Annotated in this window: 16 protein-coding genes and 1 pseudogene; 15 read left to right on the top strand and 2 right to left on the bottom strand. The window is 69.0% G+C overall.

What is annotated here, in order from left to right:
* The first annotated feature begins 39 nt into the window (after positions 1 to 39).
* The 11 genes and pseudogenes from FPZ11_RS00530 (at position 40) to FPZ11_RS00580 (ending at position 13,099) form a co-directional block, all read left to right on the top strand.
* Complete coding sequence (locus FPZ11_RS00530) at positions 40 to 1,671, top strand: carboxyl transferase domain-containing protein (protein ID WP_146322591.1); 1,632 nt, start codon at positions 40 to 42, stop codon at positions 1,669 to 1,671.
* Between the two features lie 5 nt (positions 1,672 to 1,676).
* Positions 1,677 to 3,836, top strand: coding sequence for an acetyl/propionyl/methylcrotonyl-CoA carboxylase subunit alpha (locus tag FPZ11_RS00535; RefSeq protein WP_146317465.1), 2,160 nt, complete (start codon positions 1,677 to 1,679; stop codon positions 3,834 to 3,836).
* Positions 3,833 to 5,045: pseudogene (locus FPZ11_RS00540) on the top strand (acyl-CoA dehydrogenase family protein). Before FPZ11_RS00535 ends, FPZ11_RS00540 begins: the two are co-directional and overlap by 4 nt.
* Before the next feature lie 52 nt (positions 5,046 to 5,097).
* Complete coding sequence (locus tag FPZ11_RS00545) at positions 5,098 to 5,643, top strand: MaoC family dehydratase (RefSeq protein WP_146317467.1); 546 nt, start codon at positions 5,098 to 5,100, stop codon at positions 5,641 to 5,643.
* Positions 5,644 to 5,672: 29 nt separating this feature from the next.
* Positions 5,673 to 6,482, top strand: a complete 810-nt coding sequence (locus tag FPZ11_RS00550) for an HpcH/HpaI aldolase/citrate lyase family protein (protein WP_146322592.1) — start codon at positions 5,673 to 5,675, stop codon at positions 6,480 to 6,482.
* A 29-nt stretch (positions 6,483 to 6,511) separates the two neighbouring features.
* Positions 6,512 to 7,189 (top strand): lysoplasmalogenase family protein, encoded by a 678-nt coding sequence (locus FPZ11_RS00555; RefSeq protein WP_146317469.1) that lies wholly within the window; start codon positions 6,512 to 6,514, stop codon positions 7,187 to 7,189.
* Complete coding sequence (locus tag FPZ11_RS00560) at positions 7,186 to 7,797, top strand: hypothetical protein (protein ID WP_146317471.1); 612 nt, start codon at positions 7,186 to 7,188, stop codon at positions 7,795 to 7,797. Before FPZ11_RS00555 ends, FPZ11_RS00560 begins: the two co-directional genes overlap by 4 nt.
* A gap of 88 nt (positions 7,798 to 7,885) precedes the next feature.
* Complete coding sequence (locus FPZ11_RS00565) at positions 7,886 to 8,332, top strand: VanZ family protein (RefSeq protein WP_146317473.1); 447 nt, start codon at positions 7,886 to 7,888, stop codon at positions 8,330 to 8,332.
* Positions 8,333 to 8,425: 93 nt separating this feature from the next.
* Positions 8,426 to 9,199, top strand: coding sequence for a fructosamine kinase family protein (locus tag FPZ11_RS00570; protein WP_146317475.1), 774 nt, complete (start codon positions 8,426 to 8,428; stop codon positions 9,197 to 9,199).
* Between the two features lie 287 nt (positions 9,200 to 9,486).
* On the top strand, positions 9,487 to 11,784 hold the full coding sequence (locus FPZ11_RS00575; protein WP_146322593.1) for a polyribonucleotide nucleotidyltransferase: 2,298 nt from the start codon (positions 9,487 to 9,489) through the stop codon (positions 11,782 to 11,784).
* 268 nt (positions 11,785 to 12,052) lie between these two features.
* Entirely contained in the window at positions 12,053 to 13,099 is a 1,047-nt protein-coding gene (locus FPZ11_RS00580; protein ID WP_146317477.1) for an aldo/keto reductase, read from the top strand.
* A 55-nt stretch (positions 13,100 to 13,154) separates the two neighbouring features.
* Here FPZ11_RS00580 and FPZ11_RS00585 read toward each other — a convergent pair whose 3' ends face one another.
* Positions 13,155 to 13,733: a TetR/AcrR family transcriptional regulator gene (locus FPZ11_RS00585; protein ID WP_146317479.1), complete on the bottom strand. Its 579-nt coding sequence runs from the start codon at positions 13,731 to 13,733 to the stop codon at positions 13,155 to 13,157.
* Between the two features lie 144 nt (positions 13,734 to 13,877).
* On the opposite strand from FPZ11_RS00585, the gene FPZ11_RS19420 reads away from it, so the two are divergent.
* From FPZ11_RS19420 to FPZ11_RS00600, 3 genes are read left to right on the top strand one after another with little or no spacing between them, the layout of a single operon-like run.
* The gene (locus tag FPZ11_RS19420; protein ID WP_146317481.1) at positions 13,878 to 14,114 is read left to right on the top strand and encodes a hypothetical protein; all 237 of its coding nucleotides are present in this window, start codon (positions 13,878 to 13,880) and stop codon (positions 14,112 to 14,114) included.
* Between the two features lie 5 nt (positions 14,115 to 14,119).
* Positions 14,120 to 15,484, top strand: a complete 1,365-nt coding sequence (locus FPZ11_RS00595; protein WP_146317483.1) for a M16 family metallopeptidase — start codon at positions 14,120 to 14,122, stop codon at positions 15,482 to 15,484.
* A gap of 19 nt (positions 15,485 to 15,503) precedes the next feature.
* Positions 15,504 to 16,106, top strand: a complete 603-nt coding sequence (locus tag FPZ11_RS00600; RefSeq protein ID WP_146317485.1) for a histidine phosphatase family protein — start codon at positions 15,504 to 15,506, stop codon at positions 16,104 to 16,106.
* A 3-nt stretch (positions 16,107 to 16,109) separates the two neighbouring features.
* Here FPZ11_RS00600 and FPZ11_RS00605 read toward each other — a convergent pair whose 3' ends face one another.
* A complete protein-coding gene (locus FPZ11_RS00605; RefSeq protein WP_146317487.1) occupies positions 16,110 to 16,778 on the bottom strand; it encodes a FadR/GntR family transcriptional regulator in 669 nt (222 codons plus the stop codon).
* Between the two features lie 62 nt (positions 16,779 to 16,840).
* On the opposite strand from FPZ11_RS00605, the gene FPZ11_RS00610 reads away from it, so the two are divergent.
* Positions 16,841 to 18,697 (top strand): 2-isopropylmalate synthase, encoded by a 1,857-nt coding sequence (locus FPZ11_RS00610; protein WP_146317490.1) that lies wholly within the window; start codon positions 16,841 to 16,843, stop codon positions 18,695 to 18,697.
* Positions 18,698 to 18,709 lie beyond the last annotated feature (12 nt).

Here is an 18,709-nt window from a genome sequence, read left to right on the forward strand (position 1 = left end):
TGTCGGGCGATCAGCGCGAGGAGGCGCACCAGCGTGTCGATGACAGAGGCTCTGGCCGGAGAAGCCTCGGCTGCGGATCAGACGGCATCCGGTTCGGGTGCGAGCACGGTTCCCACGCAGCGCGAGCTCGTGGCCGATCTGCGCGACCGGCTCGCCCGTGCGGCGCTGGGCGGCCCCGAACGCTCTCGCGAACGTCACGTGGCCCGCGGCAAGCTGCTGCCGCGCGAGCGCGTCGATCGGCTTCTGGATGCCGGCAGCCCCTTTCTCGAGATCGCCCCGCTCGCCGCGATCGGCATGTACGACGACGAGGCGCCTGGCGCCGGCATCATCACCGGCATCGGACTCGTGCACGGCAGGCAGGTCATGGTCGTCTGCAACGACGCCACGGTCAAGGGCGGGACCTACTTTCCGATGACCGTGAAGAAGCACCTGCGGGCGCAGGAGATCGCGCTGGAGAACCGCCTGCCCTGCATCTACCTCGTCGACTCGGGCGGCGCGTACCTGCCCATGCAAGACGAGGTCTTCCCCGACCGCGACCACTTCGGGCGCATCTTCTTCAACCAGGCGAGGATGTCCGCAGCCGGCATCCCACAGCTCGCCGCCGTGCTCGGCTCGTGCACCGCGGGCGGCGCGTACGTTCCCGCGATGAGCGACGAGAACGTGATCGTGCGCGGCCAGGGCACGATCTTCCTCGGCGGACCGCCTCTGGTGAAGGCCGCGATCGGCGAGGTCGTCAGCGCCGAGAAGCTCGGCGGGGGAGACGTGCATTCGCGAGTCTCCGGCGTCACCGACCACCTGGCCGAGGACGATGAAGACGCCCTTGGCATGGTGCGTGACATCGTCGCGACCCTGCCGCCCGAGGCGGAGCCGGCGTGGCGTGTGGTCGAGAGCGTCGCGCCCGCGCGCGAACCGGCCTCCGTGCTCGATGCCGTGCCCGTCGATCTGCAGGCGTCGTACGACGTGCACCTGGTGCTCGACGCGCTGGTCGACGCGCACACGTTCTCGGAGTTCAAGTCCGAGTACGGCACGACGCTCGTGACGGGCTTCGCCAGACTGCACGGGCATCCGGTGGGCATCGTCGCCAACAACGGGGTCCTGTTCAGCGAGTCGGCCATGAAAGGCGCGCACTTCATCGAGCTCTGCGACGCGCGGGGTGTTCCGCTCGTCTTTCTCCAGAACATCTCGGGCTTCATGGTGGGCAAGGATGCCGAGGCCGGCGGCATCGCCAAGCACGGCGCCAAGATGGTCACCGCCGTCTCCACCGCACGTGTTCCGAAGCTCACCGTCGTGATCGGCGGCTCGTTCGGCGCCGGCAACTACTCGATGTGCGGACGGGCCTACTCGCCGCGGTTCCTCTGGATGTGGCCGGGCGCCCGCGTGTCGGTCATGGGCGGCAGACAGGCGGCCTCCGTTCTCGCCACGGTGCGCCGCGACGGGATCGAGCAGCGTGGCGAGACGTGGAGCGCCGAGGACGAGGAGGCGTTCGCCGCACCGATCCGACAGCAGTACGAGGAGCAGGGCAGCCCCTATTACTCCACCGCGCGGCTCTGGGACGACGGCGTCATCGACCCGGCAGACACGCGCACCGTGCTCGGCCTCGCACTCGACGTGGTCTCCCGTTCTCCTCTCCCCGAGCCGGGCGAACCGCGCTTCGGCATCTTCCGGATGTGATCGCGATGACCATGTTCACCACAGTGCTCGTCGCGAACCGCGGCGAGATCGCGCGACGGGTCATTCGCACGCTGCGGGCCATGGGCATTCGCTCCGTCGCGGTATACAGCGACGCCGATGCCGGCGCCCGTCATGTGCGCGAGGCCGACGAGGCCGTGCGCATCGGCCCCGCGGATGCCGCGAGCAGCTACCTGAACATCGCCGCGGTTCTCGAGGCGGCACGTCGCACCGGCGCACAGGCCGTCCATCCGGGCTACGGCTTCCTCTCCGAGAACGCGGACTTCGCGCGCGCCTGCGCCGACGCGGGCATCGCCTTCATCGGACCGCCTCCCCAGGCCATCGAGTCGATGGGCGACAAGGTGCGCGCCAAGCGGCTGGTCGCCGAGCACGGGGTGCCCGTGAACGCCGGCGTCGACGATCGCGACCTGGATGACGCCGCCCTGGCGGCCGCCGCGGAACAGCTCGGATTCCCCGTGCTCGTCAAGCCGTCCGCGGGTGGTGGCGGCATGGGAATGGTCGAGGTGCGCGAGGCATCCGAGCTGCCGGCAGCGCTGCGCACGGCCCGTCGGGTCGCCACGGCGGCCTTCGGTGACGACGCCCTCTTCCTCGAACGACTCATCGACACGCCTCGGCACATCGAGGTGCAGGTGCTGGCTGACAAGCAGGGCACGGTCGTGCACCTGGGGGAGCGCGAATGCTCGCTTCAACGTCGGCATCAGAAGGTCATCGAGGAGTGTCCGTCTCCTGCCGTCGACGACGCACTGCGAGCGCGCATGGGAGAGGCGGCGTGCGCCGTCGCCCGCTCCGTCGGCTACACCGGGGTCGGAACCGTGGAGTTCCTCGTCTCGGCGCGAGACCCCGGCACGTTCTCGTTCATGGAGATGAACACGAGGCTGCAGGTGGAGCATCCGGTCACCGAGCTGGTCTGTGGCGTCGGCGACGTTCGCGGCATCGACCTCGTCGAGCAGCAGCTGCGGGTGGCGGCGGGCGAGCCGCTGACGTTCGCGCAGGACGACGTGCGGCTGACCGGGCACGCCGTCGAGGCACGGCTGTATGCGGAAGACCCTGCACACGACTTCCTGCCGGCCACCGGGCGCGTCCTCGCGTTGCGCGAGCCGCGCGGCGACGGTGTGCGCGTGGACAGCGCGCTCGAGACCGGCCTGACCATCACGGGCGACTACGACCCGATGCTCGCGAAGGTGATCGCGTGGGGAACGGACCGCGACGAGGCTCTTGCGCGGCTCTCCGACGCACTCGGTCGCACCACTGTGCTCGGGGTCGTGACGAACGCGGCATTTCTGCGCGCGCTCGTCGACGATGCCGACGTGCGCGCCGCACGCATCGACACCGGACTCATCGCCCGCCTGCTCGAGCGCGACGCCGAGGCGGCGGTCGACGACACGACCGGGGGCGGGAACCTGCCACCTGCCGACGCGCTCACCGCCGCTGCGTTGCTCGTGAACGACGACGAATGGCGACGAGGATCCGATGCGCCGTGGTCGCGGCCCACCGGCTGGCGGCTCGGCACGCCTTCGCCCGTCGAACGTCGTTTCGGCGTCGGCCGCACCGAACTCGTCGTGCGCTCGGTGGGCGCACCGGCCGACGCGGTCGTGCGCATCGGCGACGGCGACGCGGTGCGCTCCCGCCTGCTCGAACGCTCCGGCGACAGGATGCTCGTCGAGCGCGACTCCCGCGCAGCCCGTTTCCTGCACGCCCGCGATGCCGACACCCTGTGGCTCGCCCGCGACGACGGCGCCTCGGCAGAGCCCGGGCCGTGGGTGCTCCGCCTGCTGCCGTCCGCGCGGCCGGCGGCCGAGCGCGGCGCGGCGCGCGGCGCATCCGATGCGGCGGCGGACCCGCAGGTGCGTTCGCCCATGCCGGGGACGATCGTGAGTGTCGAGGTGGCCGACGGCGACGCCGTGGAGGCGGGTGCGGGCATCCTCGTGATCGAGGCCATGAAGATGGAGCACCGCGTCGTGGCGCCGCTGGCCGGAACCGTGCGTCTCACCTCTCGCGTCGGCGACCATGTCGCGGCCGACCAGCCGTTGGCGCTCATCGAACCCGTGGTCCCCACCAGGGACGACGAAACTGCTGCCCCCACCACGGGCGGCCCCACTGCGGCGGACGACCGCCGCCCGATCCCCACGACGGAGACACGACCATGATCGAGACCGCGACGAAGCGCCGCACGACACACCCGGTCGGCGATGACCCGAGGCTCACCGCCGAGCACCTCGAGCTCAAGCGCACGGTGCGCGAGTTCGCCGACCACGTGGTGGCGCCGCAGGCCTACCACTACGACACCCAGCGCAGCCTGCCGATGACGATCATCGCCCAGATGGGTCAGCTCGGGCTCTTCGGACTGCCGTTCCCGAAGGAGTACGGCGGCGGCGGTCGCGACTATCTCTCGCTCTGCCTCGCCGTCGAGGAACTGGCCAGGGTCGACCAGTCCATCGCCGTCACCCTCGAGGCAGGCATCGGTCTCGGCGTGATGCCTCTGTTCCGCTACGGCACCGAGGAGCAGAAGGCCAGGTGGATGCCCGACCTCGTCGCAGGCCGTGCACTCGCCGGATTCGGCCTCACCGAGGCGGACGCCGGATCGGATGCCGGGGCCACGAAGACCACGGCCCGCGAAGACGGCGGCGACTGGGTCATCGACGGCACGAAGCAGTTCATCACCAACTCGGGCACGCCGATCACCTCGCTCGTCACGGTCACCGCCGTGACGGGGGGAGAAGCGGCGTGCCGACGGCTCGGTGGCTCCGGAGCTCAGCACGATCATCGTGCCGACGGGCACCCCCGGCTTCACGGTGCTGCCCACCTACGACAAGGTCGGCTGGCACACCTCCGACACGCACCCGCTCGTGTTCAAGAACGTGCGCGTTCCGAAGGAGAACATGCTGGGCGAGCGCGGCCGCGGCTACGCGAACTTCCTCACCACGCTCGACGAGGGCCGCGTCGCCTTCGCCGCGCTCTGCACGGGAGCGGCGCAGGGATGCCTCGAGCAGGCCGTCGAGTACGCGAAGACCCGCGTGGTCTTCGGCCACCCGATCGGGCAGAACCAGCACATCGCATTCCAGCTGGCACGCATGCAGGCGCGCACGCAGACCGCACGCCTCGCCTACTACGACGCCGCGTTCAAGATGGCGGCCGGGCAGCCGTTCAAGACGGAGGCGTCGATCGCCAAGCTCGTCGGCTCCGAGGCCGCCGTCGCCAATGCGCACGACGCATCCCAGATCATGGGCGGCTACGGCTATCTCAACGAGAACGCCGTGGCCAGGCACTACCGCGACTCCAAGATCCTCGAGATCGGCGAGGGCACCAGCGAAGTGCAGCTCATGCTGATCGCTCGCTCGCTCGGCTTCGACGAGTGACGAGCCCTGCGAGAGCGACGCGGGCCGAAGGACACCGGCGCAAGGAGAGAACATGACCGACGAAGAGGCTCCGTCCACCCGCACCGTCGTGCAGCGCGGCCTGTACTACGACGAGCTCGAGGTCGGCACGCTCTACCTGCATCGCCCGGGCAGAACCGTGACCGAAGCAGACAACGTGCTGTTCACCACGCTCACCATGAACACGCAGTCACTGCACCTGGATGCCGCGTGGGCGGCCACCCAGCCCTTCGGGCAGCGTCTCGTCAACTCGATGTTCACGCTGGCGACGCTGGTCGGAGCATCGGTGGCTCAGCTCACGCAGGGCACGATCGTCGCGAACCTCGGATTCGGCGAGGTGGCCTTTCCCCACCCGCTGTTCCACGGCGACACCCTGTACAGCGAGACCACGGTGGCCGCGAAGCGCCCGTCGGCCTCCCGGCCGGGTCAGGGCATCGTCACGTTCGACCACGTCGGACGCAACCAAGACGGCGTCGTCGTGGCGACGGCCAGCCGCTCGGCGCTGATGTGGTTCTCCGATGCGCAGCCCGCCTCCCGGCCCCCTGAGCGAGCGCAGCGAGTCGAGGGGCCCACCCCGTGACCGGGCGCCTCGCCATCGGCCCCGCTCCGATGTTCTGCCCTGCCGATCGGCCCGAGCGCTTCGCGAAGGCGCTCGAGCGAGCGGATGCCGTCATCCTCGATCTCGAAGACGGCGTCGCCCCCGCAGACCGCACCGCCGCGCGCGGGGCGATCGTCGCGTTCGGGGCGGCGGTGTCGCCGGAGGCGACGGCCCGCACCGTCGTGCGTGTCAACGCGGCGGGAACGTCCGACTTCGCCGTCGATGTCGCCGTCGTGCGCGCCTCGCCGTTCCGCACGGTCATGCTGCCGAAGGCCGAGTCGGCGGCAGAGCTCGACGAGCTGGCGGCTGCGGTGCCAGGAGTGCGCGTGATCGCGCTGTGCGAGAGCGCGAAGGGCGTGCTCGCCGCACCCGAGCTGGCACGTCATGCCGCGGTGGACGCGCTCATGTGGGGTGCGGAGGATCTGCTGGTGTCGCTGGGCGGGGCATCCAGCAGACGTGCCGACGGCACGTACCGCGACGTGGCGACGCACGCCAGGTCGGCGGTGCTCCTCGCCGCGGCCGCCGGGGGGTGCGACGCCATCGATGCGGTGCACGTCGATCTCGATGATCTCACGGGCCTGGCCGCTGAGGCGGAGGATGCCGTCGCGTGCGGCTTCGCCGCCACCTGCTGCCTGCACCCGCGTCAGGTGTCCGTCGTGCGGGAGGCATATCGACCGAGCGAGTCGCAGGTGGAGGCGGCGCGGAACATCGTTACGGCGGCGCACGCGGCGCCGGGCGCGTTCCGGCTCGGTGGACGCATGATCGACGAGCCGCTGATCGCGCAGGCCCGCGCCGTGCTGCGCCGCGCCGGCGGTCTTTGAGCGGCTCCGGGGTGCCCTACGATCACTCCATGTCCACAGTGCAGTGGAGGGCGGTCGGCCTGCTCGCCTTCGTCCCGTTCGCCATCGTCTCGGTCATGAATGTCGTCGCAGAGGCCGTCGGAGCGGACGACCTCGCGGGCGCGGTCAAGCCGCTGATCATCCCGTTGCTCGCGCTCGCCTTCATCGTGCTCGGTCCGCGCAGGCCGCTGGCGCCGTGCCTCGTGTTGCTGCTGGCGCTGCTCTTCGCGTGGCTCGGCGACATCGCGCCGACGTTCATCGTGATGCTCGCCTTCTTCCTCTGCATGCAGATCGTGTACATCGTGCTGTTCTGGCGCTACCTTCGCCGCTCGAGGCCCGCGATGTGGAGCGTCGTCTACGCCGCGTGGTGGCTGGTGCTGCTCGTGCTGGTCGGGCCGTCGTCCGGACCGCTCTTCGTGCCCGTCGCGGTGTACGGACTGGCGCTCGGCGCAATGGCCGTTCTCGCGACGGGCACGACGATGCTGACCACGATCGGGGCCGCCCTCTTCCTGCTGTCCGATTCGGTGCTCGGCATCACGCACTTCGTGCCGTCGCTCGTCTTTCCGGGACACGACGCCGTCGTCATGCTCACGTACACCGCGGGTCAGCTGCTCATCGTGTTGGGCGTCGGCTCAGCGCTTCGACGCGGCGAAGCGGCCGCAGCGGGCCGACTACCCTTGCAGGCATGATCCGCACGCTCCGCAAGCCGCTCTGGCGTTGGGAGCCCGCCCCCTATCTGCTGTTGATCGTGCTCGCCGCCGTGACGGTCTCGATCAGTCCGAACGGCGCTCCGGTCGCCTATTGGACGCTGTTGACGCTGACGGTCGTCGTGGCGGCGATCGCCGTGACGTTGCTCGTCGTGTCTCTGGTTCGGGGCCGGAGCAATCCGGACTCCGCGGGGATGCTCTCCGGCATCGACGACCTCGAGCTCGTGCCCCTGGATGCCGGCAGCGCGCCGGCCACGCCCGTCGCCGACACGAACCGGCACCGCGCGGCGCTGGAGAGCGTGGCGGCTCGTGCCGTCGGCATCCCGACCGCGGTGCTCGTTCCCGATGCGACGCGCTGGCTGGGGTTGCGCATCCGCATCGCCGTGCACCTGGTGGTGCCCGGCAAGGTCTATCACGTCGGATTCCTTCCCGAGCAGGCGACCGTCGCCTACACCGCAGGACTGCGGGCTCTCGCGGCTCGACGCCGATTCGTGTCGCCGCCGGTGCGCTCGTTCGCGACCGAGCCGCCGTACAAGCTGGAGCTCGACCTCGGCGCGCTGTCCGCGGTGCTGGAGCAGCGGGCCGCGTGAGTGCTGCGGCTGCGGCATCCTCGGCGTCATCGGCTCGACCACAGCGCTCCGTCAGCGCGGACTCAGCCGGCGCGGGAATGCTGTGACCATGTTCCGCCGCCACCCCGTACTGAGCATCGTCACGCTGCTCTATCTCGGCGTCGTCGGATACATCACGCTCGGACCCCAGCCACCGGTCGGCGGCAAGAACGGCATCGTGATGCAGGTGCTGCGCATCCTCTGGGAGCACCCGGTGACCGATTGGGTCACCTACAACGGTGTGGAGTTCACGGCGAACATCCTGATGTTCCTGCCCATCGGGCTGTTCTTCCTGCTGCTCTTCGGCCGCCGACGCTGGTGGCTCGCCGTGCTCCTGCCCTTCCTCATGACAGTGAGCATCGAGACGGCGCAGATCTGGATCCCCGGTCGTGTCTCCGACATCCGCGACGTCATCTCCAACACGATCGGCGCCGTCGTCGGCGTGCTGCTCGGCCTCGCCCTCACTGCCCCGCGCGCCCGTCGTGCCCGTCGTGCCCGCGCCGAGGCCCGCGCCTGAGCGCGACTTTTCCCGCGAGAGTGCTGGCTCCTTCCCCCGAGCGTGCGCCTTTCTCCTCTCGCAGCCGCGGGTGACGACGCTAGCGTTGCGGTGATGGCCGACGTTCTGACCAAATCGAACCCGGATGCCCCACCTCTCTTCTTCGAGGCAGAGGCTGCCGGACTTCGCTGGCTGTCGGCGGCGCGCGGCGCGCGCATCGTCCGCGTGATCGACGTCGCACCCGGCCGCATCGATCTCGAACGCATCGCCTCCGTGCGCCCCTCGGCGGATGCCGCGCGCGACTTCGGTGCTGCGCTGGCCGTCACGCACGATGCAGGTGCTGAGGCATTCGGCGCGCCGCCCGACGGATGGACCGGCCCCCTCTTCATCGGCCGCCGTCCGTTGCGCGCCGCACACGAGCGCGCCTGGGGCGTGTTCTACGCGCGCGATCGCGTGCTCCCGTATCTCGAACTCGCGATCGAGGCGGGCGGGATCGGCCGCGGACAGGCATCCATCGTGCGTCAGGCGTGCGACGAGATCGCGGCCGGCGTGTTCGATGACGGCGAACCGCCTGCGCGCATTCACGGCGATCTCTGGAACGGCAACGCGCTGTGGTCGCCAGAAGGCGTCGTGCTGATCGATCCGGCGGCGCACGGCGGTCACCGCGAAACCGACCTCGCCATGCTGGCCCTCTTCGGATGCCCGTACCTCGACGACATCGTGGCCGGCTACGAGTCGGCACATCCGCTGCGAGCCGGCTGGCGCGACCGTGTTCCCCTGCACCAGCTGCACCCGCTCGCCGTGCACGCAGCGAGCCACGGTCGGGGCTACGGCGACGCGCTGGCGGATGCCGCTGCCCGAGTCATCGCGCTCGCCGACACCCTCTGACCGGCACTACCACAGCCTCGACAACCCCCTCTGCTAGGATCGTCACGGTTCGATAACCACACGAAAACTCGCTATGCGTAGCCGGCAGGCTGCTGGTCCTCGGTGGTGGAATCCCAACCGCACTCTTCAAACGGCGTCGTTTCGCGCTGTGAAGGTCGGATGGTGTTTTTCTACTGATGGCCGGCGCGGAGCCCATGTCGCTCGGTCACGCCTGTTTCTCCGGCACCGCACGGCGAGTGCGTCATGTCCACACGGGACGACGCACGAACAAAGGAGAAGAGACCTTAATGGAAGGTCCAGAAATCAAGTTCGCCGAGGCCGTTCTCGACAACGGTCGCTTCGGCACTCGCACGGTCCGGTTCGAGACCGGCCGTCTGGCGCAGCAGGCACAGGGTGCCGTCGCCGCCTACCTCGACGAGGAGACCATGCTGCTGAGCGCGACGAGCGCCAGCAAGCACCCGAAAGACAACTTCGACTTCTTCCCGCTGACGGTCGACGTCGAGGAGCGGTCGTACGCGGCCGGCAAGATCCCCGGTTCGTTCTTCCGCCGCGAGGGTCGTCCGTCGACGGAGGCCATCCTGGTCTGCCGTCTCATCGACCGCCCGTTGCGTCCGTCGTTCGTCGACGGCCTCCGCAACGAGGTTCAGATCGTCATCACGGTGCTGAGCATCGCACCCGACGAGTTCTACGACGCGCTCGCGATCAACGCGGCCTCTGCGTCGACGCAGATCTCGGGTCTGCCGTTCTCCGGCCCGATCGCCGGTGTGCGCCTTGCGCTCGTCCCCGGCAAGGGCGAGCACGAAGACCAGTGGGTCGCCTTCCCGAAGGCGTCGCAGCTCGAAGACGCGGTCTTCGACATCGTCGTGGCCGGCCGCGTGCTGACGAACGACGACGGCTCCGAGGGTGACGTCGCGATCATGATGGTCGAGGCCGAGGCCACCGAGCACAGCTGGGATCTCATCCAGGCCGGCGCCACGAAGCCGAGCGAGGATGTCGTCGCGCAGGGCCTCGAGGCCGCCAAGCCGTTCATCCGTCAGCTGGTCGGTGCGCAGAATGTGCTCGCCGAGCAGTCCGCGAAGGCCATCGCCGAGTACCCGGTGTTCCTGCCCTACTCGCAGCTGAGCTACGACAACGTCGCCGGCATCGCCTACGACGAGCTCGTGAACGTCTACCAGATCGCCGACAAGATCGAGCGTCAGAACGCCGACGACGCGCTCAAGGAGCGCACGAAGGCCGCCATCGCCGAGAAGGTCGAGGCGGGCGCGCTGCCCGCCGAGGTGCTGGAGCAGTTCTCCGGTGCGTACAAGGCCGTGTCGAAGGTGGTCATGCGCGGCCGCGTGCTGCGCGAGGGCATCCGCATCGACGGTCGTGGCCTGCGCGACATCCGTCCGCTCGACGCCGAGGTGCAGGTCATCCCGCGCGTGCACGGTTCCGCGATCTTCCAGCGCGGTGAGACCCAGATCCTGGGCGTCACCACGCTGAACATGCTCAAGATGGAGCAGCAGATCGACTCGCTGTCGCCGGTGACGAAGAAGCGTTACCTGCACCACTACAACTTCCCGCCCTACTCGACCGGCGAGACCGGTCGTGTCGGCAGCCCGAAGCGCCGCGAGATCGGCCACGGATTCCTGGCCGAGCGCGCGCTCGTTCCGGTGCTGCCCACGCGCGAGGAGTTCCCGTACGCCATCCGCCAGGTGTCCGAGGCTCTCGGCTCCAACGGTTCGACGTCGATGGGCTCGGTCTGCGCGTCCACGCTGTCGCTGCTGAACGCCGGTGTGCCGCTTCGCGCCCCGGTCGCCGGCATCGCGATGGGCCTCATCTCCGACACGGTCGACGGCGAGACGCGCTACGCCGCGCTCACCGACATCCTTGGCGCTGAGGATGCCCTCGGCGACATGGACTTCAAGGTCGCCGGAACGAGCGAGTTCGTCACCGCCATTCAGCTGGACACCAAGCTCGACGGCATCCCGTCGTCGGTGCTCGCCGGTGCGCTGCAGCAGGCGAAGGAGGCTCGCACGACGATCCTCTCGGTGCTGAACGCCGCGATCGACCGCCCGGACGAGATGGCTCCGACCGCCCCGCGCGTGATCAGCGTGCAGATCCCGGTCGACAAGATCGGCGAGCTGATCGGCCCGAAGGGCAAGACGATCAACGCCATCCAGGATGAGACCGGCGCCGACATCTCCATCGAGGAGGACGGCACCGTCTACATCGGCGCCGTCGACGGTCCGTCGGCGGAGGCCGCTCGTGCCCAGGTGAACGCGATCGCGAACCCGACCAACCCCGAGGTGGGCGACCAGTTCCTCGGCACCGTCGTGAAGATCGCCGCCTTCGGTGCGTTCGTCTCGCTGCTGCCCGGCCGCGACGGCCTGCTGCACATCTCCGAGGTGCGCAAGCTCGCCGGCGGCAAGCGCGTGGAGAACGTCGACGACGTTCTCTCCGTTGGTCAGAAGATCCTGGTCGAGATCACCAAGGTCGACGACCGCGGCAAGCTGTCGCTTCAGCCGGTCATCGCCGAGGAGTCGGCGCAGACCGAGAAGCCTGCCGAGCAGGCCGAAGGCTCGGCCGAGCCCGTCGAGGCCTGATCCGCTTCATTCGCGAACGCGCCCGCTGCGACCACAGGTCGTGGCGGGCGCGTTCCGTCTGTCCGGGCGGTGCGCCGGCTCTCGCATCCACGTGCACACCCGGCGGAAGCCGCACTGACGGGGAGCGGAGAAGTTTCCAAAGATTTGGTAACGGTTCAATCGTTTCGACCGGGGTGCGGCCGGGCTGTCCACTACGCTCACTCACATAGATGTGACGTGGCATCCCGCGTCACATCGGCTCGCGGGGGGCTGAGGAGCTGGAGGGGTCATGGCGCAGGCATATCCTGTGCGTGCCAGTGAGCATGTGAACGGGGGAGCGACGGGCATCGGACCGGTGTTCGATGCACCGATCGCTACGGCCGAGTACGACGGTGTCGCGACGGCGCCGATGTCGATCGTCGCGCCGAGGCGTCTGGGGGAGACCGACCTCGCCGTCTATCCGCTCGCGTTGGGAACGGCTGCGCTCGCGCGCGCGGCCGACACCGACGCCGCCCAGGCCGTGCTCGACCGCTACGTGCACTTCGGCGGCAACCTGATCGTCACGTCACAGGCGCACGAACGCGGTCTCGGCAACGCGATCGTCGGCGGCTGGATGCATCGCCGCGACCTCCGCGACCACCTCTTCATCGACCTGCGCATCGGTTCGGGCTCCGAGAGCCCAGGTCTCGGCCAGATCAACGTGGTGAGGTCGGTCGAGTCCGCACTGATGCGGCTCGGCACCGACCACGTCGACGTGCTGACCCTCGAGGGTCCGGATGCCGATGTCGCTCTCGCCGACACGTTGGCGACCGTCGAATGGCTGATCGACACGGGCAAAGTGCGGCACATCGGATTCTCCGGGTTCTCGGCCGACAGCCTGCTCGAGGCGCGCGTGCTCTCCTCGTCCGGTCTGCCGAAGGTGGCGCTCGTCGAGGTTCCGTACAGCCTGATGAACCGCGGCGACTTCGAGCGCGACCTGCGCATCGTGACGGCGGCCCAGTCGCTGGGCGTGCTGCCGACGGGTCCGCTCGCACACGGCTTCCTCACCGGCGCCTACCGTTCGCGTTCGCGATTGGATGCCGCGGCCCGCACCGCGGGCGTCGCCGGGTTCCTCGGGCGTCGCGGCAACCGCGTGCTGCAGGTGCTCGACAGGGTGGCGGCGCTTCACGACAGCACCATGGCGACGGTCGCCGTCGCGTGGCTGCTCGCGAAGCGGGGCGTGGTCGCCCCCATCGTCAACGTGGCGTCGGCGGTCGAGGTCGACGACCTCATGGCCGCGTGCAGTCTGCGCCTGAGCCGCAGCGACATGCTCGAACTCGATCGCGCGTCCGAGTAGTAGTCGTCGTCGCAGCGTTCGCGGAAGCAGGCCGGCCGTCCGGCCGCGAACGCGGTCAGCCGAGCAGCCGCTCCGACATGCGGCGCAGCGAGGCCTCCGAGGCGACCGGGTCTGCGACCGGGCCGCCGCCGAACGCGCCGTCGCGCGCGAGCAGGAGGTCGTCTGCGGCGTCTTCCGGGTTCGGTGTTCCGGCCGCGGTGAACAGCTCCACGAGGGTGGAACGCAGCCACGTGCGCCAGGCGGCGACGGCGGGGGTGACGGGGCCGGAGGCATCCAGCTGCGAGGTCGCGGCGTTGATGAACGGGCACCCGTGGTAGCCGGGGCGGTGCGACTCCGCGACGAAGCCGTCGACGATGAAGCGGACGATTGCCGCAGGGTCGCTGGTGCGCTCGCGCTCGGCGGCCACGGCATCCTGCGCCAGTGCTGTTCGCCCGTCGATGAACGCGGCGATGAGCAGGTCCTTCGACCGGTAGTGCTTGTAGAAGGTCGCCTTCGTCACGTGTGACTGCGCGATGATGCGGTCAACGCCGACGGTGTGCACGCCCTCGTCATAGAACAGGCGGTCCGCGGTGTTCAGAATCTTGATCTTCGCCGGCGCGGGTGGGCGTGGGGCGATGGCGCTCTGATCAGGCATCCGGCGCTCCTCAACTCTTGTGGGTGGGTCTGCTCCACGACGAGTGACGTCGGAGATTGGTGTCAGTATATAGGGGTAGACAATCATGTTTGTCCTCAAGAATGCGGACAAGATTCTCAGGGTTCGGAAGCGACGATCGCGGCCATGTCGTTCACCGACTTGATCGGGTTGCCGAACACCGCGAGCGTTCCTCCTGCAAGCCTCAATCGCCGATATCGTCGCCGCGCGACTCATCGACTCAATCGGCCTGCCGGAGAAACGCGAGCGTTCCTCCTGCAAGCCTCAATCGCCGATATCCTCGCCGCGCGACTCATCGACTCAATCGGCCTGCCGGAGAAACGCGAGCGTTCCTCCTGCAAGCCTCAATCGCCGATAGTCTGAAGGGGATGAACGGCGCCGTTGACCTCCCCCTTGACCGTGCCGATCTGACGTTCGCCGCGTCCGGCGACGCACTTGTCTCCCGCTCCGTCCTGCCCAGCGGCGTGCGGGTGCTGAGCGAACACGTGCCCGGCGTGCGCAGCGCGACGATCGGGTTCTGGTTCGGTGTCGGGTCCAGAGACGAGACCGGTCTCGTGCCGGGCCCGTCGGGCCATGCGGCCAGCTTCGGCTCGACCCACTTCCTCGAGCATCTGCTCTTCAAGGGCACGCGCGACCGCACCGCTTTCGACATCGCGATCTCCTTCGACGCGGTCGGCGGCGAGCACAACGCGCTCACGGCGAAAGAGCAGACCTGCTACTACGCCAAGGTGCAGGACCGCGACCTCTCGATGGCCACCGAGGTGCTCGCCGACATGGTGACCTCGTCGCTGCTCGACGCGACCGACTTCGAGAACGAGCGCGGCGTCATCCTCGAAGAGCTGGCCATGGCGGAGGACGACCCGGCCGACGCGGTCAACGAGCGGTTCTTCTCCGCAGTCTTGGGCGACCATCCCGTCGCCAGGCCCATCGGCGGCAACCCCGACACCATCAACGCCGCGACGAGGGATGCCGTCTGGCAGCACTATCAGGCGAACTACCGTCCGCAAGACCTCGTGGTGGCTGCCGCCGGCGCTGTCGACCACGGTCGCCTCGTCGCCGACGTGGAGCGCGCCCTCGCGGCGGGTGGATGGCCGATGCACCAGGCAGGAAGCCCGGTGGAGCGGCGCGGCAGATCGGACGCGGCGATCGACGGCGGTAGCCCGCTCGTCACCGTCAGGCGCCCGATCGAACAGACGCACCTCGTGATCGGCACGCCCGGCCTGCGCGCCACCGACGACGCCCGCATCACGATGAGCGTGCTCAACGCCGTGCTCGGCGGCGGCATGTCGAGCCGTCTCTTCCAAGAGGTCCGCGAGAAGCGCGGCCTGGCCTACTCCGTGTATTCGTTCGCGGCCGGCTACTCCGACACCGGCGTGTTCGGCATGTACGCAGCATGCGCGCCGCAGAAGACGCGCTCGGTCGCCTCGATCATGGTCGACGAACTGCAGAGGCTTGCGGCCGATGGCATCTCCCACGAAGAGCTCGCCCGCGCCGTCGGGCAACTCTCGGGTGGGTCGGCGCTCGCCCTCGAGGACTCCGACACTCGCATGACCCGACTCGGCAGGTCCGAGCTCAGCATCGGCGAATTCTCCGACCTCGACGAGACGTTGCGTCGCATCGCCCTGGTCACCGCAGACGACGTGCGCGACCTCGCGCACCGACTCGCCTCCCGCCCCCTCACCATTGCCGCGGTCGGAGCCGTCGATGACGACGTGCTCTCCGGTCTGGTCTGAACCGAAGGATCCACCCGTTTTGCCCCACTACCTCTACCTCGTGCGCCACGGAGAACAACAGGATGCCGAGCACGGCATGCCGGACGGCCCGCTTTCGGGCCGCGGCAAGCGTCAGGCGACGCTGATCGCCGAGCGGCTCAGCGGCATCCCGTTCACCTCGATGTACCACTCGCCGCTGCGGCGAGCCGAGGAGACGGCGAAGATCATGGCACACCGCCTGCCGGCGCTCTCGCCCGAACCGTCGAGCCTGCTCTTCGACTGCATCCCCTCAGGGCCGACACCCGACATGCCCAAGGCGTTCGAGTCGTTCTTCGGAGGCGTCACCGAGGCGGAGATCGAGGCGGGGAGTGCGCAGATGGCGGATGCCGTCGACGAGTTCCTCACACCGGCACGGGGCGATCGTCACGACCTGCTCATCACGCACAACTTCGTCATCGGCTGGTTCGTGCGCCACGTCTTCGACGCACCGGCATGGCGTTGGCTCGGGCTGAACCAGGCCAACTGCGGGCTGACCATCATTCGTGTCAGGTCGGCGAAACCACCCGTGCTCGTCGTGCACAACGACCTCGGGCACCTGCCCGTCGAGCTGCGCACGGGAATGCCAGAGCTCCAGCCCGTGTGAGCCTCAGCCCAGCAACTCCTTGAGAGTGTTCAGGTGGGCTCGGGTGAGCGACGCGGCCATCTCCGTGTCGCCGGAGGCAATGGCCTCGTAGATGTCGTCGTGCGTCGCCTGGTCGGCGTCGGTGCCGTGTCGGCCGCGAAGACGCAGCATGTCGATCATGGCCTCTCGGCTGCGTGGCGCGAAGTCGTCGAACAGCTCGAGCAGGATCGGGCTGTGCGCTGCGAGGAGGATTCCTCGGTGGAACTCGTGATCCGTGTCGACGTGCTCCTCGATGTCCGAACGGTGGTCGTCGCGGCTGGCCAACGCCCGATGCAGGGACTGCAGCTCGGCGCGGGTGCGGCGTTCGGCGGCGAGAGCGGCTGCCTCGGTCTCGATGGCGATCCGCGCCTCGATGACCGCGACGATGTCGGCGCGCCGCAGCACGGCATCCCACGGCTCTGCGGCTTCGGCGGCGGAGACGAACACGCCGGCTCCCTGACGGGTGGTGAGAACGCCACGGCCCGCGAGCTGCCTGATCGCCTCGCGCACGGTGGAGCGGCCCACCCCGAGCTGCGGCGCGAGCGTGGTCTCGCCCGGCAGCTTGTCGCCCACCCGCCACTCGCCGCTCCTGATTCGGGACAGCAGCAGTTCTGCTGCCTGATCGGCGAGGGATTCGCGACGTACAAGGGACATGACGGCATTCTCTCATCACGTCTACTGCTCTACTTGTCTGAGGAGTCGTGATAACCTCGAGCATGGTCAGCAGCGCATTCCCCACCATCGACACGCCTCACGGTGCCGTCCCCGGCGACGCGGCGGCGTGGAATCGGCAGCGTCGCTCGCAGATGCCGTCGCACCGCTACCGCGACGTGTATTCACGGGTGCAGGTGCCCCTCACCGTGCGAGCGTGGCCGGACGCTCGCCTCACCACCGCGCCGTTGTGGGTGCCCGTCGATCTGCGGGACGGCAATCAGGCGCTGGCGGAGCCGATGGATCCCGCCCGCAAGCGCCGCTTCTTCGAGCTGATGGTGGCGATGGGGTACAAGGAGATCGAGGTGGGCTATCCCTCCGCCTCGCAGACCGACTACGACTTCGTGCGGCTCATCGCGGAGGGTGAGCTCGCGCCCGACGATGTGACGATCGTCGTCTTCACGCCCGCGCGCCGGGACCTGATCCAGCGTACGGTCGACTCGATCAGGGGCATCCGCAACCAGGTGGTCATCCACATGTACACGGCCACCGCACCCACGTGGCGTGATCTCGTGCTCGGCCACGACCGAGCCGAGCTCACCGAGCTGATTCTCGCCGGCGCAAGGGACGTGCTCGAGTTCGCGGGCGGCTTGCCGAACGTGCGGTTCGAATTCTCGCCAGAGGTGTTCAACCTCACCGAACCCGACTACGCGCTCGAGGTCTGCGACGCGGTGACGCGACTGTGGGATGCCACGCGCGAGCGTCCGGTCATCCTCAACCTGCCCGCCACTGTCGAGGTCGCAACACCCAATGTGTACGCGGACCAGATCGAGTACATGCACCGCAACCTCGCTCGACGCGATGCCGTGATCCTCTCGGTGCACCCGCACAACGACCGTGGCACCGGCATCGCCTGCGCGGAGCTCGCCGTGCTGGCGGGAGCGCAACGGGTGGAGGGCTGCATCTTCGGCAACGGGGAGCGCACGGGCAATGTCGACCTCGCGACGTTGGCGCTCAACCTGCACGCGCAGGGCGTCGACCCCATGATCGACTTCTCCGACATCGACGAGATCCGCCGCACGGTCGAGCACGCCAATCGCCTCGAACTCCACCCGAGGCATCCCTACGTCGGCGACCTCGTGCACACGGCGTTCAGCGGCACGCACCAGGACGCCATCAAGAAAGGGTTCGCGGAGCATCGTGCCCGTGCCCTCGCCGAGGGCAAGCCGGAGCGTGAGCTGGAGTGGCGTGTTCCCTACCTGCCGGTCGACCCTGCCGACCTCGGGCGCGGCTACGAGGCCATCATCCGGGTGAACTCGCAATCGGGCAAGGGCGGCATCGCCTACCTGCTGGAGACCGAGTACGGCATCGAGTTGCCGCGACGCTTCCAGATCGACTTCGCCCGGCACATGCAGAAGCACACCGACTCCAGCGGAGCCGAGGTGACCGCGGCCGAGCTCCTGCGGATCTTCGAGGATGCCTACCTCACCCCGCCGGCTCCCCGTCGCGTCCCCGAGCTCACGGCCTTCGACTCCAGCGACAAGGGCACCGCGATCACGTTGCGCACCGCCGACGGCCGCGAGCACACGAGCGACCACGACGGGGTCGGGCCGGCGGAGGCACTCACCGAGGCCCTCGCGCGTGTCGGCATCCGCATCGAGGTGCTCGGTCTGCATCAGACCAGCGTGGGCACCGGAAACGACAGCGACGCGATCACGCTCATCGAGTACCGCGGTGACTCCGTCACGGGCTGGGCGGCCGGACGCGATCGGTCGGTGCTGACGGCGACCCTCTCCGCGATCGTGAGTGCGGCGGAGACCGTGGCAGCGGCATCGGCAGCCGCGGTCGGCGGATCAGTGACGGCCGATGAAGCCGGCGAGCGGGAGAGCGATTCCGACTCGTCTCCCGTGCGGGCAGCCTGACAGGGGAGTCGC

This window comes from Humibacter ginsenosidimutans, assembly GCF_007859675.1.
GTDB lineage: Bacteria > Actinomycetota > Actinomycetes > Actinomycetales > Microbacteriaceae > Humibacter > Humibacter ginsenosidimutans.